The organism is Cronobacter sp. HA18006 (genome assembly GCF_011605445.1).
GTDB lineage: Bacteria > Pseudomonadota > Gammaproteobacteria > Enterobacterales > Enterobacteriaceae > Cronobacter > Cronobacter sakazakii.
This window is the reverse complement of sequence record NZ_JAANQB010000020.1, coordinates 112,624-126,746: the sequence shown is the minus strand read 5'-3', so window position 1 is coordinate 126,746 and position 14,123 is coordinate 112,624. Positions and strand designations below refer to the sequence as shown.

Sequence of the window (14,123 nt, the reverse complement as noted above, 5' to 3'; positions counted from 1 at the left end):
TTTCACTTAACCCATTCGGGGTGAAACATAATTAACAATAGGTACAAAAACTGATTTTAATCAAAGTTTTTAGCTTGAAAAAAATCTGGAGAAGGCGCTAAATTGCGGTCGATCAATCTGGTGTTTACACGGCGTTTTGGGTATAAATTGATCGCCGTCGTAAAACGCAAATAAAGGGATGGGTAAATCTATTTATTATCCCTGGATTGCAGCGTAAAATATTCGCCGAATCAATTTGGAATTCTTTTAACTTATTTGTAACCTTTCGCCATTACTTTTTCACAAATACACGCAGTGATTTAAGCAAGGCTGACGGGAGCAAATGTCATTGGTATTGGGGCATGCGTTGTGGCGCTTTAAAAAGTGTCACGCTCGAAGTCTTCATGCGAGGAGCAAGGAGTCAAGATGTTAGATATAGTCGAACTGTCGCGCTTACAGTTTGCCTTGACCGCGATGTACCACTTCCTTTTTGTGCCGCTGACGCTCGGTATGGCGTTCCTGCTGGCCATTATGGAAACGGTCTACGTCCTCTCTGGTAAACAAATCTATAAAGACATGACCAAGTTCTGGGGCAAGTTGTTTGGTATCAACTTCGCACTGGGCGTGGCGACCGGCTTGACCATGGAGTTCCAGTTCGGGACTAACTGGTCTTACTATTCACACTATGTAGGCGATATCTTCGGTGCCCCGCTGGCTATCGAAGGCCTGATGGCATTCTTCCTTGAATCAACGTTCGTCGGCCTGTTCTTCTTCGGCTGGGATCGCCTGAGCAAAGTGCAGCACATGGCCGTTACCTGGCTGGTGGCGCTGGGCTCCAACCTCTCCGCATTGTGGATTCTGGTAGCGAACGGCTGGATGCAGAACCCGATCGCGTCTGATTTCAACTTCGAAACCATGCGTATGGAGATGGTGAGCTTCTCTGAGCTAGTGCTGAACCCGGTTGCGCAGGTGAAATTCGTTCACACGGTGGCCGCAGGCTACTGCACCGGCGCGATGTTCATTCTGGGTATCAGCGCGTGGTACATGCTGAAAGGCCGCGATTTCGCCTTCGCTAAACGCTCTTTCGCTATCGCGGCGAGCTTCGGCATGGCGGCGGTGCTTTCCGTTATCGTGCTGGGTGACGAATCTGGTTACGAAATGGGCGACGTGCAGAAAACCAAACTGGCCGCTATCGAAGCCGAGTGGGAAACCCAGCCGGCACCGGCCGCGTTTACGCTGTTTGGTATCCCGGATCAGAAAACCCAGGAAAACCGCTTCGCGATTCAAATCCCTTACGCGCTTGGCATTATCGCCACCCGCTCTGTGGATACGCCGGTGATTGGTCTTAAAGATCTGCTGGTGCAGCACGAAGCGCGCATCCGTAACGGGATGAAAGCGTACGCGCTGCTGGAACAACTGCGTTCCGGCTCGAACGACCAGGCGCTTCGCGATGAGTTTAACAGCGTGAAGAAAGACCTCGGTTATGGCCTGCTGCTGAAGCGTTATACCGATAACGTGGCTGAAGCGACCGAAGCGCAGATCCAAAAAGCGACGCAGGATTCTATTCCGAGCGTGGCGCCGCTGTACTTCTCGTTCCGTATCATGGTGCTGTGCGGCATCCTGATGCTGCTGATTATCGGCGCGTCGTTCTGGTCGGTTATTCGCAACCGTATCGGCGATAAAAAATGGCTCCTGCGCGCGGCGTTTTACGGCATTCCGCTGCCGTGGATCGCGGTGGAATCGGGCTGGTTTGTGGCGGAATATGGCCGTCAGCCGTGGGCTATCGGTGAAGTCCTGCCGACCGCGGTGGCGCACTCTAACCTGTCTGCAGGCGACATCCTCTTCTCGATGGTGCTTATCTGCGGCTTGTATACGCTCTTCCTGGTGGCAGAACTGTTCCTGATGTTCAAATTCGCCCGCCTGGGGCCGAGCAGCCTGAAAACGGGTCGCTACCACTTCGAGCAGTCCACTGTGGCTTCTCAGCCGGCACGCTAAGCGAGGAGACGTAAAATGATCGATTATGAAGTACTACGTTTGGTCTGGTGGCTGCTGGTTGGCATTCTGCTGATTGGTTTTGCGGTTACCGATGGTTTTGATATGGGGGTCGGCATGCTGACCCGCATCCTGGGACGCACCGATACCGAGCGCCGCGTGATGATTAACTCCATCGCGCCGCACTGGGACGGCAACCAGGTATGGCTTATTACCGCAGGCGGCGCGCTGTTCGCGGCCTGGCCGCTGGTGTATGCCGCCGCGTTCTCTGGTTTTTATGTCGCGATGATCCTGGTGCTCGCCTCGCTGTTCTTCCGTCCGGTCGGCTTTGACTACCGCTCGAAAATTGAAGATATGCGCTGGCGTAATATGTGGGACTGGGGCGTGTTCGCCGGTAGCTTCGTGCCGCCGCTGGTGATTGGCGTGGCGTTCGGTAACCTTCTGCAGGGCGTGCCGTTCCACTTTGATAAATATCAGGGCATGTTCTACACCGGTAACTTCTTCCAGCTGCTGAACCCGTTTGGCTTGCTGGCAGGTGTTGTGAGCGTGGCGATGATCCTGACGCAGGGCGCGACTTATCTGCAGATGCGTACCACCGGTGAGCTGCACCTGCGTTCCCGCACCACCGCGCAGATCTCAGCCCTGGTGATGATGGTCTGCTTCGTGCTGGCGGGCGTCTGGGTGATGTACGGTATTGACGGTTATGTGGTGACATCCGCTATCGATCCGCGTGCAGCCTCTAACCCGATGAATAAAGAAGTGGTTCGTCAGGCGGGTGCCTGGTTTGCTAACTTTAACAACATGCCGGCTCTGTGGGCGATCCCTGCGCTGGGCGTCGTGCTGCCGCTGCTGACCGTGCTGGCGTCGCGTCTGGAGAAAGGCGCGTGGGCGTTTGTGTTCTCTTCACTGACGCTCGCCTGCGTTATCCTGACTGCCGGTATCGCGATGTTCCCGTTCATCATGCCGTCCAGCACTATGCTGAACGCCAGCCTGACGATGTGGGACGCGACCTCAAGCCAGCTGACGCTGACCGTAATGACCTATGTCGCCGCGGTGTTCGTACCGATTATTTTGCTCTACACCACCTGGTGTTACTGGAAAATGTTTGGTCGTATCACCAAAGAACATATCGAAAGCAACACGCATTCTCTGTACTAATAAGGAGCTGACTATGTGGTATTTCGCCTGGATTCTCGGAACGCTTCTGGCCTGTGCTTTCGGGATCATTACCGCGCTGGCGCTGGAACATGTCGAAGCGACCAAAGCCGGTAAAGTCGAGTCGTGATGAAACGCCTCATTACCGCGCTTTACGCGCTGATGGATAAGAGCCCGCTAAGGGCTCTTTCCTTAATCATGGCGCTGGTGCTCGCGGGTTGCATCTTCTGGGACCCGTCGCGCTTCGCGGCGAAGACCAGCGGTCTTGAAATCTGGCAGGGCTTGTTCCTGATGTGGGCCGTCTGCGCGGGTGTGATTCACGGCGTGGGTTTTCGTCTGCGCGCTGTCCACTGGCAAGGCATTTTCTGTCCGCTGATCGCCTTTCTGGTGATGCTGGCCGGGTTGATTTTTTTCTTCGCCTGAACGCGGCAACATCAGTGATTCTATGGGCTTTCAGGAGCCCATAAATATTTACTCTCCGTTTACTTCTCCCCATTCCCAACCCACATTCACTTGCGTATAGTAGCAGCGTTTATTTGCATTACCGGGATGTAGAGTGAGCACAACGCTGTTTCGATGGCCGGTTCGTGTCTATTACGAAGACACCGACGCCGGTGGTGTGGTTTATCACGCCAGTTACGTCGCCTTTTATGAAAGAGCACGCACAGAGATGCTGCGCCACCACCACTTTAGTCAGCAAGATTTACTGGCGGAGCGAGTAGCCTTTGTGGTTCGCAGGATGTCGCTTGAATATCTTGCGCCTGCCCGACTCGACGATATGCTCGAAGTCCAGACCGAAATTACAACGCTGCGTGGCACCTCCATGGTGTTCAGGCAACGGATTGTTAACGCGGAAAACCAGCTCCTCAATGAAGCCGAGGTGCTGATTGTCTGCGTTGATCCACTCTTAATGAAGCCTCGTGCGCTTCCCAAGTCTATTGTCGCGGAGTTCAAGCAGTGACTGACATGAATATCCTTGATTTGTTCCTGAAGGCAAGTCTTCTGGTCAAACTTATCATGTTGATTTTGATTGGTTTTTCAATCGCGTCCTGGGCCATCATCATTCAGCGAACGCGCATCCTCAATGCCGCGTCGCGTGAAGCGGAAGCCTTTGAAGATAAATTCTGGTCGGGCATTGAGCTCTCTCGCCTGTATCAGGAGAGCCAGGGGCGTCGCGAAAACCTCTCCGGCTCCGAGCAGATCTTCTACGCGGGTTTTAAAGAGTTCGCTCGTCTGCATCGCGCTAACAGCCATGCGCCGGAAGCGATTGTCGAAGGGGCGTCGCGCGCGATGCGTATTTCGATGAATCGCGAGCTTGAAACCCTCGAAACACATATCCCGTTCCTCGGCACCGTAGGTTCCATCAGCCCGTACATCGGTCTGTTCGGCACCGTGTGGGGGATCATGCACGCCTTTATCGCGCTGGGCGCGGTGAAGCAGGCGACGTTGCAAATGGTGGCGCCGGGTATCGCGGAAGCGCTTATCGCGACGGCAATTGGTCTGTTCGCCGCAATCCCGGCGGTAATGGCCTACAACCGTCTGAACCAGCGCGTGAACAAGCTGGAGCTGAATTACGACAACTTTATGGAAGAGTTCACGGCTATCCTGCATCGCCAGGCTTTCACCAGCACCAGCACCGAAAGCAACAAGGGGTAAGTCATGGCCAGAACACGTGGACGTGGTCGTCGTGATCTGAAATCTGAAATCAACATTGTCCCGCTGCTGGACGTGCTGCTGGTGCTGTTGCTGATTTTTATGGCGACAGCGCCCATCATCACCCAGAGCGTGGAAGTGGATTTGCCGGACGCCACGGATTCCCAGACCGTCAGCAGCAATGACAACCCGCCGGTGATTATTGAAGTCTCCGGCGTGGGTCAGTACAGCGTGGTGGTGGAAAAAGATCGTATGGATCAACTGCCTGCTGAGCAAATTGTTGCCGAGGCGCAGCGTCGCCTGCAGGAAAATCCAAAAACGGTCTTTTTAATCGGTGGCGCCAAAGAGGTTCCTTACGACGAGATTATTAAAGCGCTGAACCTGTTACATCAGGCTGGCGTGAAATCTGTCGGCTTGATGACGCAGCCTATCTGATCCACCGCCTGACAGGGCTATAAGTTTTGGAAACCGAGAGTGGCAAAGGCAACCGAACAAAACGATAAGCTGAAACGCGCGATCATCATTTCCGTAGTGCTGCATGTATTGCTCATTGCACTGCTGATCTGGAGTTCGTTCGATGAGCATATCAATGAAGACGCGGCGGGCGGCGGCGGCGGATCGGCTATCGACGCCGTGATGGTCGATCCCGGTGCGGTAGTGCAGCAGTACAACCGCCAGCAGCAACAGCAGGCAAGCGCTAAACAAGCCGCCGAGCAGCGTGAGAAACAGGCGCAGCAGCAGGCGGAGGAACTGCGCGAGAAACAGGCCGCCGAACAAGAACGCCTGAAAAAGCTTGAGCAGGAGCGCCTTGAGGCGCAGGAGAAAGCGCAGCAGCAGGCGGAACAGCAGAAACAGGCTGAAGAAGCCGCGAAACGCGCGCAGGAACAGCAAAAGCAGGCGGAAGAGGCGGCAGCCAAAGCCGCAGCAGACGCGAAAGCGAAAGCTGACGCCCAGGCGAAAGCCGCAGAAGAAGCGGCGAAGAAAGCCGCTGCCGACGCGCAGAAAAAAGCGCAGGAGGAGGCCGCTAAAGCCGCCGCTGCCGCGAAGAAAGCGCAGGAAGAGGCAGAGAAAAAAGCGGCTGCCGATGCGGCGAAAAAAGCCCAGCAGGACGCCGAGAAGAAAGCTGCCGCTGAGGCTGCTAAGAAGGCGGCAGCCGAAAAAGCGGCAGCAGAAAAAGCCGCTGCGGCAGAGAAAGCCGCCGCTGAGAAGAAAGCGGCGGCTGAAAAAGCAGCCGCGGAAAAAGCTGCTGCAGAGAAAGCCGCTGCTGATAAGAAAGCGGCCGCCGAAAAAGCGGCGGCGAAGAAAGCCGCAGCTGCGAAAGCCGCTGCAGAGAAAGCGGCCGCGGCGGAAGGCGTCGACGATCTGCTTGGCGATCTCAGCTCAGGTAAGAATGCGCCGAAAACCGGCGGCGGGGCGAAAGGCAGTAATGCAGCGCCGGCGGGAAGCGGTAATAGTAAGAACAACGGTGCCAGCGGCGCTGAAATCAATGGCTACGCCTCGCAGATAAAGTCGGCCATTGAAAGCAAGTTCTACGATGCGTCATCGTATTCAGGCAAAACCTGTACGCTGCGTATTAAACTTGCACCGGATGGCTTACTGCTGGATATCCAGTCGGAAGGGGGCGATCCTGCGCTTTGCCAGGCAGCCATTTCCGCCGCCCGACAGGCGAAGATTCCTAAACCGCCGAGCCAGGCTGTTTATGAAGTCTTTAAAAACGCGCCGTTGCTTTTCAAACCGCAGTGATTTCCGGTAAAACCGGGCTTCACTGTCCGGTTTAAGCCGGTGTGTGATGTGGTTGTCTATCTTTGAGTTTGTTAACATTCTGCTAAATTATCGTGGGCTTTGACGTCCAGATAAGGGAGATATGATGAAGCAGGCATTACGTTTAGCATTTAGTTTTCTGATGCTGTGGGCAGCGGTGCTGCACGCAGAAGTACGCATCGAGATAACCCAGGGGGTTGACTCGGCGCGTCCGATTGGGGTGGTGCCGTTCAAGTGGGCAGGCCCGGGTGCTGCGCCTGAAGATATCGGCGGTATCGTGGCGGCGGATCTGCGCAACAGCGGTAAATTCAATCCGCTCGATCGCTCTCGTCTGCCGCAGCAGCCTGCGACGGCACAGGAAGTTCAGCCAGCGGCCTGGTCTGCGCTTGGTATCGACGCGGTCGTGGTTGGGCAGGTGACGCCGAACGGCGACGGCAGCTATACCGTCGCGTATCAACTGGTTGATACCGGCGGTGCGCCGGGCACCGTGCTTGCTCAGAACTCCTACAAAGTGAACAAGCAGTGGCTGCGTTATGCCGGCCATACTGCGAGCGACGAAGTGTTTGAGAAGCTGACCGGCATCAAAGGCGCTTTCCGCACCCGTATCGCTTATGTAGTTCAGACCAACGGCGGTCAGTTCCCGTATGAACTGCGCGTCTCTGACTACGACGGTTACAACCAGTTCGTTGTACACCGTTCGCCGCAGCCGCTGATGTCTCCGGCATGGTCGCCGGATGGCAGCAAACTCGCTTACGTGACCTTTGAAAGCGGTCGTTCTGCGCTGGTTATCCAGACGCTGGCAAACGGCGCTGTGCGTCAGGTTGCGTCGTTCCCGCGCCACAACGGTGCGCCGGCGTTCTCCCCAGATGGCAGCAAACTGGCTTTCGCCCTCTCTAAAACCGGCAGTCTGAACCTGTACGTGATGGATATCGGCTCTGGCCAGATCCGTCAGGTGACCGACGGACGTAGCAACAACACCGAGCCGACATGGTATCCGGACAGCCAGACGCTGGCCTATACCTCTGACCAGGCTGGTCGTCCGCAGGTGTATAAAGTGAACATTAACGGCGGTGCGCCGCAGCGTGTGACCTGGGAAGGCTCTCAGAACCAGGACGCTGACATCAGCTCCGACGGTAAATTTATGGTGATGGTGAGCTCCAATGGCGGCGCTCAGAACATCGCTAAACTGGATCTGGCAACGGGTGGCGTACAGACGCTGTCGTCAACGTTCCTGGATGAAACGCCAAGTCTGGCACCTAACGGCACTATGGTTATCTACAGCTCTTCTCAGGGGATGGGATCCGTGCTGAACCTGGTTTCTACAGATGGGCGTTTCAAAGCGCGTCTTCCGGCAACTGATGGACAGGTAAAATCGCCTGCCTGGTCGCCGTATCTGTAATAATAATTAATTGATTACTAAAGGAATCAAAGAAATGCAACTGAATAAAGTGCTGAAAGGGCTGATGATCGCTCTGCCTGTTATGGCAATCGCAGCGTGTTCTTCTAACAAGAACGCCAGCAATGACCAGAGCGGCGAAGGCATGCTGGGTGCCGGCACTGGTATGAACGGCAACGGCGGCAACATGTCTTCTGAAGAGCAGGCGCGTCTGCAGATGCAGCAGCTGCAGCAGAACAACATCGTTTACTTCGATCTGGACAAGTACGACATCCGTTCTGACTTCGCTGCAATGCTGGATGCGCACGCTAACTTCCTGCGTAGCAACCCGTCTTACAAAGTGACTGTTGAAGGTCACGCGGATGAGCGCGGCACCCCGGAGTACAACATCTCCCTGGGCGAGCGTCGTGCTAACGCTGTTAAGATGTACCTGCAGGGTAAAGGCGTTTCTGCTGACCAGATCTCCATCGTTTCTTACGGTAAAGAAAAACCTGCAGTACTGGGTCACGACGAAGCGGCATATGCCAAAAACCGTCGCGCCGTACTGGTTTACTAAGAGAATTGCATGATCAGTAACTTCAGACATCACCTGTTGGGTCTGTCGTTACTGGTTGGCGTAGCGGCCCCCTGGGCCGCTAATGCCCAGGCGCCAATCAGTGATGTCGGCTCAGGCTCGGTCGAAGACCGTGTCGTTCAACTCGAGCGTATTTCCAACGCTCACAGTCAGCTTTTAACCCAGCTTCAGCAGCAGCTCTCCGATAACCAGTCCGATATTGATTCCCTGCGCGGTCAGATTCAGGAAAATCAGTATCAGCTTAACCAGATTGTGGAACGTCAAAAGCAGATTTTGCTGCAGATGGACAGTCTGACTAATGGCAATGGCGGAGCGGCAGCGGCGCAGGGCGGCGATCAGGCGCAAAACGGCGCGGCGCAAGCCACACCGGATGCGAATGCCTCCGCGCCCGCAGCCAGCGCACCGACGCAAAGCGGGGATGCCAATACCGATTACAACGCAGCTATCGCGCTGGTGCAGGATAAATCCCGTCAGGAGGAAGCCATCACCGCGTTTTCCAATTTCATTAAGCAATACCCGGATTCCACTTACCAGCCGAACGCCCATTACTGGCTCGGCCAGCTGAATTACAACAAAGGTAAGAAGGATGACGCGGCGTATTACTTTGCCTCGGTGGTGAAGAACTATCCTAAATCACCGAAAGCGGCAGATGCGATGTATAAGGTCGGCGTAATCATGCAGGATAAAGGCGACACCGCGAAAGCGAAGGCCGTTTATCAGCAGGTTATCTCCAAATACCCTGGCACCGACGGTGCAAAACAGGCGCAAAAACGCCTGAATGCGATGTAATGCATGCGGCTTGACCAGATACCGTATTATTTCTGGTCTTGCCGCATGAAACGTAAGCAGTTAAGTGATCTGCCTCGAAATTTTTGTTGCGTCAGAATCTTAAATCAGTAATATATGCCGCCGTTGCCACGGGATACGAAACAAACCCGCGGTGGCAAAAATGTGGGTCGTTAGCTCAGTTGGTAGAGCAGTTGACTTTTAATCAATTGGTCGCAGGTTCGAATCCTGCACGACCCACCACTCGCTCAGGTGGTTTAAATGAGCGATATCGTGAAGGCAACGTTGCAACGCTTCGTTAGTGTTATCCCCTCCACGACTGACCACACGCAGTAAACCAGCGTAGTATCGGGTGATTAGCTCAGCTGGGAGAGCACCTCCCTTACAAGGAGGGGGTCGGCGGTTCGATCCCGTCATCACCCACCACTCGGGTCGTTAGCTCAGTTGGTAGAGCAGTTGACTTTTAATCAATTGGTCGCAGGTTCGAATCCTGCACGACCCACCAACGCTTCATGTGAAAACATGCGCGAACAGCCAACGCTTTTGTTGGTAAAGCAGTAAATCTTTCAGATAACACCCGAATGGGTCGTTAGCTCAGTTGGTAGAGCAGTTGACTTTTAATCAATTGGTCGCAGGTTCGAATCCTGCACGACCCACCATTCAAAGCGTGGGTGTTAAAGACAGGTGTGAAGGATAATGCTGCAAAGCAGCAAACATCTTCCACTACCTCCCTCTGAAAGAAGCAGTTCCCGAAAGGGTCGTTAGCTCAGTTGGTAGAGCAGTTGACTTTTAATCAATTGGTCGCAGGTTCGAATCCTGCACGACCCACCAGTGTAAAAAGGCGCCCTAAAGGCGCCTTTTTGCTTATCTGTATGCCAGAAAGATTCGAACCTGCAGCAGGTTCGGGCCGAGCCATTTATGGCGAGGCAACGGAGCCGCTTGCGGCGACGGCCCGAAGGGCGAGCGAAGCGAGTCATCCTGCACGACCCACCAGTGTAAAAAGGCGCCCTAAAGGTGCCTTTTTGCTTTTCAGACGTAACCTCATCCGCACACTGCAAAATGCTTCCCGCCATACGCTTGCTCATCTCTTCCATCCGATGATGCGTCACGCGCACCCCACGCCACCTTTTCCTGTGACTTTTGCCGTGCAATCCGCTATCTTGTTTAGCATATAAAACAAATGAAGCTGCCAGGTGGCTTTCAACGGCTCGGTTAAGCGGCTTTAGTTAAGTGCAAAAAACGAGATGGTGCAAATGAGTGTAATGTTCGATCCCGAAGCCGCAATTTATCCGTTCCCGCCAAAGCCCGTGCCGCTGAGTGCGGATGAGAAAGCCATTTACCGCGAAAAAATTAAGCGTCTCCTTAAGGAGCGCAACGCGGTCATGGTGGCGCACTACTACACCGACCCGGAAATTCAGGCGCTGGCCGAAGAGACGGGCGGCTGTATTTCTGATTCACTTGAGATGGCGCGTTTCGGCGCGAATCACCCTGCCACTACGTTGCTGGTCGCTGGCGTGCGCTTTATGGGCGAAACCGCCAAAATCTTAAGCCCTGAAAAAACCATTCTGATGCCGACGCTACAGGCAGAGTGCTCGCTGGATCTCGGGTGCCCGGAAGAGGAATTCGCTGCGTTTTGCGACAGCCATCCGGACCGCACCGTCGTGGTTTACGCCAATACCTCGGCGGCGGTTAAAGCACGCGCCGACTGGGTCGTGACCTCCAGCATCGCCGTAGAGCTGATTGAGCATCTTGATAGTCTCGGCGAGAAAATTATCTGGGCGCCGGACCGGCATCTGGGGCGTTATGTTCAGAAACAGACGGGTGCCGATGTGCTCTGCTGGCAGGGTGCCTGCATTGTGCATGATGAGTTTAAGACGCAGGCGCTGGCGCGTATGAAGGCGCTTTATCCGGATGCCGCCGTGTTGGTACACCCGGAGTCGCCGCAGGCGATTGTCGATATGGCTGATGCCGTAGGCTCCACCAGTCAGTTGATTAACGCCGCGAAAACGCTGCCGCATCCGCAGCTGATTGTGGCGACCGATCGCGGCATCTTTTACAAAATGCAGCAAGCCTGCCCGGAAAAAACGCTGCTTGAGGCGCCGACCGCAGGCGAGGGCGCGACCTGCCGCAGCTGCGCGCACTGTCCGTGGATGGCGATGAATGGCCTTCAGGCTATCGCTGAGGCGCTCGAGCATGGCGGTACGGCTCATGAGATTCATGTTGACGCCCGCCTGCGAGAAGCCGCGTTAACGCCGCTTAACCGCATGCTGGATTTTGCGGCTACACTTCGTCTTTCGGTTAAAGGAAACGCGTAAGAATTTACGCTTCGGGGAGATATGGATTTTTTTAGCGTACAAAACATTCTGGTACATATTCCGCTCGGCGAAGGCGGATACTCATTATCATGGATTGAAGCCATCGGCACGCTCGCGGGCCTGCTGTGCATCTGGCTGGCGAGCCTTGAGAAAATCGTTAACTATGTGTTCGGTTTAATTAACGTCACGCTGTTTGCGATTATTTTCTTCCAGATCCAGCTCTATGCGAGTCTGCTGCTACAGGTCTTTTTCTTTGTAGCGAATATTTACGGCTGGTACGCGTGGTCGCGCCAGAGCAGCGACAACCAAGCGGCGTTGCATATTCGCTGGCTGCCACGCCCGAAAGCGTTTGGCTGGCTGGCGGTCTGCGTGGTGGCGATTGGTCTGATGACGGTCTGGATTGACCCGGTGTTTGCGTTCCTGACGCGTATCGCGGTTCAGGTCATGCAGGCACTTGGGCTTAACGTGGCTATGCCGCAGCTTCAGCCGGACGCCTTCCCGTTCTGGGATTCCTGTATGACGGTTCTGTCCGTAGTGGCGATGATCCTGATGACCCGTAAATATGTCGAAAACTGGCTGCTGTGGGTCATCATTAACGTCATCAGCGTGGTGATTTTCGCGCGCCAGGGCGTTTATGCGATGTCGCTGGAGTATCTGATCCTGACGTTTATTGCGCTCAACGGCAGCCGGATGTGGATCAAAGCGGCGCACGAGCGGGGCTCGCGCGCGCTGTCTCATTAATGCGAATGGCCGTGGGCGTGCGGTGTCGCGTCCCCGGCATTTAAATCACAGTCTTTAACGCTGCATGACTGATACTCAAGCTGTACCGTCGCATGGGCTATCTGATAGTGGTGTCGCAGATAGTCGTGAATGCTCGCCATCAGGGCGTCATGATCGTGCGGCGGGATCACCTGTACATGCAGCGTCATCACCGGTTTTTCCCCTACCAGCCACAGGTGCACATGATGTACGTCGCGCGCCTCCGGAATTTCACGTACCAGTCTGCGACGCAGTTGATCGACATCCACCGCGCGGGGCGCGCCTTCCAGCAATTCATTCATGCTCTCCTGAAGCAGCCGCCAGGCGCTGCGCAGCACCAGGCACGACACCAGAATGGAAAGAATCGGGTCGATTGGCGTCCAGCCTGTCCAGAGAATAACCACCGCCGCCACAATCGCGCCGACGGAGCCCAGCAGATCGCCCAGCACATGCAACGCTGCCGCGCGCACGTTCATGTTTTTCTCATCGCTGCCGCGATGCAAAATCCAGAATGAGAGCAGGTTCGCTACCAGCCCCGCAATGGCGATACCGAGCATCGGCGCGCCCGCGACAGGCTCCGGCGTAATAAAACGCGCGATAGCCTCCCAGACGATAATCACCGTAATCACCAGCAGCGCCAGTGCGTTCACAAACGCGGCAAGGGTGGTTAAACGCAGCAATCCAAAGGTGTGACGCGCATTCGGGCTGCGGCGGGCGAATCGCACCGCCATGAGCGCTACCAGCAGCGCAGCGGCGTCGGTAAACATATGGCCCGCGTCGGCGAGCAGCGCCAGCGAGCCGGAAAGCAGGCCGCCTGCAATCTCCAGCACCATAAAAATGGCAGTGATGAGAAACGCAATCAGCAGGCGTTTACTGTTGGAGTTGTTATGGGAATGCTCGTGGGGCTCGTGTGAATGAGAATGGGTATGGGAATGGGCCATAGCGTGTGTCGCTCAACATTTTTGTGATTATCAATTTCAGTTAATTGCGCGGCCATCGCGCGCTACCACAATAGCAAAAATAAAGGAGAGCCGAAGCTCTCCTTTTGTATTCAGGCTTTAAATGCGATTACTGGGAGGTGCTGCCAGACGTGCTCGGGCAGGCATCGCCAGTACACTGTACGCTGCCGGTAGTACCGGAGGTGCTGCTGCCGGTCGCGCCCGCTTCACCGCTGGTGCTATGCGCGGTGCCGGAAGAGGTGCCGGTCGCGGTACCGGTGCCGGTATTCACGCCGCTGTTTGCGGAGTTAGTGCCGGAAGTGTTGATATTGTTGTTATCCACGCCGTTCGGAGCGACATTCTGTTTAGCGTCCGGCGCTACCTGGCCTGCGTTAGCGGCGGCGTTTGCTGAGCCGGTGTCGCTACCGCCAGTCGATGAGCCGGAATCGGCGGCAAGCGCCGCGCCGCTGGCCAGAGTCAGAGTGGCGGTCAGAAAGAGTGAAGTCAGTTTATTCAGTTTCATAGTCATGCTCCTGTTCTGGTCGTTATTGCTGGATAACTTCTTCCAACAGTGCACTGTGAAAAAGTTGATCAGCGCGTGTGTTGCGGTCGAATAAACCACACCATCGCCCAAAGGCAGCAGGTGATTCGGTAAAATGTATAAAACAGAGTGCTAACAATTAAAAAGTGTAGACTCGATCTCTCTTTACGCTACTTTCTGGCGTTTTTAAGTTAACTTCCAGGAATTTTCCGTGCGAAGTGTAAATGCGTGTTTACACTACTGGCGCGACAAGATAGATTGAGGGGATTGCTTT

At 55.0% G+C, this 14,123-nt stretch carries 15 protein-coding genes, 5 tRNA genes and 1 other RNA gene; 19 read left to right on the top strand and 2 right to left on the bottom strand.

Annotated features, from left to right (window positions below):
* The first annotated feature begins 405 nt into the window (after positions 1-405).
* The 19 genes from cydA to pnuC all read left to right on the top strand — a co-directional run bounded on the left by cydA (position 406) and on the right by pnuC (position 12,352).
* A complete protein-coding gene (cydA, locus tag G9X48_RS09680; RefSeq protein ID WP_004387907.1) occupies positions 406-1,974 on the top strand; it encodes a cytochrome ubiquinol oxidase subunit I in 1,569 nt (522 codons plus the stop codon).
* 15 nt (positions 1,975-1,989) lie between these two features.
* On the top strand, positions 1,990-3,129 hold the full coding sequence (gene cydB, locus G9X48_RS09675) for a cytochrome d ubiquinol oxidase subunit II (protein ID WP_007848415.1): 1,140 nt from the start codon (positions 1,990-1,992) through the stop codon (positions 3,127-3,129).
* A gap of 13 nt (positions 3,130-3,142) precedes the next feature.
* Positions 3,143-3,256, top strand: coding sequence for a cytochrome bd-I oxidase subunit CydX (gene cydX, locus G9X48_RS09670; protein ID WP_004387905.1), 114 nt, complete (start codon positions 3,143-3,145; stop codon positions 3,254-3,256).
* Entirely contained in the window at positions 3,256-3,549 is a 294-nt protein-coding gene (gene ybgE, locus G9X48_RS09665) for a cyd operon protein YbgE (RefSeq protein ID WP_004387904.1), read from the top strand. The genes cydX and ybgE overlap by 1 nt, the downstream gene beginning before the upstream one ends.
* Before the next feature lie 133 nt (positions 3,550-3,682).
* Positions 3,683-4,087: a tol-pal system-associated acyl-CoA thioesterase gene (ybgC, locus tag G9X48_RS09660; protein ID WP_004387903.1), complete on the top strand. Its 405-nt coding sequence runs from the start codon at positions 3,683-3,685 to the stop codon at positions 4,085-4,087.
* The gene (gene tolQ, locus G9X48_RS09655) at positions 4,084-4,782 is read left to right on the top strand and encodes a Tol-Pal system protein TolQ (RefSeq protein ID WP_004387902.1); all 699 of its coding nucleotides are present in this window, start codon (positions 4,084-4,086) and stop codon (positions 4,780-4,782) included. Before ybgC ends, tolQ begins: the two co-directional genes overlap by 4 nt.
* A gap of 3 nt (positions 4,783-4,785) precedes the next feature.
* A complete protein-coding gene (gene tolR, locus G9X48_RS09650; RefSeq protein WP_004387901.1) occupies positions 4,786-5,214 on the top strand; it encodes a colicin uptake protein TolR in 429 nt (142 codons plus the stop codon).
* Positions 5,215-5,253: 39 nt separating this feature from the next.
* On the top strand, positions 5,254-6,522 hold the full coding sequence (tolA, locus tag G9X48_RS09645) for a cell envelope integrity protein TolA (RefSeq protein ID WP_032990131.1): 1,269 nt from the start codon (positions 5,254-5,256) through the stop codon (positions 6,520-6,522).
* A gap of 124 nt (positions 6,523-6,646) precedes the next feature.
* Entirely contained in the window at positions 6,647-7,939 is a 1,293-nt protein-coding gene (tolB, locus tag G9X48_RS09640; RefSeq protein ID WP_004386752.1) for a Tol-Pal system beta propeller repeat protein TolB, read from the top strand.
* Positions 7,940-7,973: 34 nt separating this feature from the next.
* Positions 7,974-8,492 (top strand): peptidoglycan-associated lipoprotein Pal, encoded by a 519-nt coding sequence (gene pal / locus G9X48_RS09635; protein ID WP_004386751.1) that lies wholly within the window; start codon positions 7,974-7,976, stop codon positions 8,490-8,492.
* A 9-nt stretch (positions 8,493-8,501) separates the two neighbouring features.
* Positions 8,502-9,299, top strand: coding sequence for a cell division protein CpoB (cpoB, locus tag G9X48_RS09630; protein WP_097640666.1), 798 nt, complete (start codon positions 8,502-8,504; stop codon positions 9,297-9,299).
* 164 nt (positions 9,300-9,463) lie between these two features.
* Positions 9,464-9,539, top strand: a tRNA-Lys gene (locus G9X48_RS09625).
* A 107-nt stretch (positions 9,540-9,646) separates the two neighbouring features.
* Positions 9,647-9,722, top strand: a tRNA-Val gene (locus G9X48_RS09620).
* A gap of 3 nt (positions 9,723-9,725) precedes the next feature.
* Positions 9,726-9,801 (top strand) — tRNA-Lys (locus G9X48_RS09615).
* A 78-nt stretch (positions 9,802-9,879) separates the two neighbouring features.
* Positions 9,880-9,955, top strand: a tRNA-Lys gene (locus G9X48_RS09610).
* Positions 9,956-10,051: 96 nt separating this feature from the next.
* A tRNA-Lys gene (locus G9X48_RS09605) sits at positions 10,052-10,127 on the top strand.
* A gap of 32 nt (positions 10,128-10,159) precedes the next feature.
* A non-coding RNA gene (locus G9X48_RS09600) (RtT sRNA) lies at positions 10,160-10,289 on the top strand.
* A 260-nt stretch (positions 10,290-10,549) separates the two neighbouring features.
* Positions 10,550-11,611 carry a quinolinate synthase NadA gene (gene nadA / locus G9X48_RS09595; protein WP_004386749.1) on the top strand — a complete coding sequence of 354 codons (1,062 nt, stop codon included), beginning with the start codon at positions 10,550-10,552 and terminating at the stop codon, positions 11,609-11,611.
* A gap of 21 nt (positions 11,612-11,632) precedes the next feature.
* Positions 11,633-12,352, top strand: coding sequence for a nicotinamide riboside transporter PnuC (pnuC, locus tag G9X48_RS09590; RefSeq protein WP_007888558.1), 720 nt, complete (start codon positions 11,633-11,635; stop codon positions 12,350-12,352).
* On the opposite strand, the gene zitB is transcribed toward pnuC, so the two are convergent.
* A complete protein-coding gene (zitB, locus tag G9X48_RS09585; RefSeq protein WP_012125322.1) occupies positions 12,349-13,311 on the bottom strand; it encodes a CDF family zinc transporter ZitB in 963 nt (320 codons plus the stop codon). The two genes, pnuC and zitB, sit on opposite strands and share 4 nt — an antisense overlap.
* 127 nt (positions 13,312-13,438) lie before the next feature.
* Positions 13,439-13,831 carry a protein YbgS gene (locus tag G9X48_RS09580; protein ID WP_007865808.1) on the bottom strand — a complete coding sequence of 131 codons (393 nt, stop codon included), beginning with the start codon at positions 13,829-13,831 and terminating at the stop codon, positions 13,439-13,441.
* Positions 13,832-14,123 lie beyond the last annotated feature (292 nt).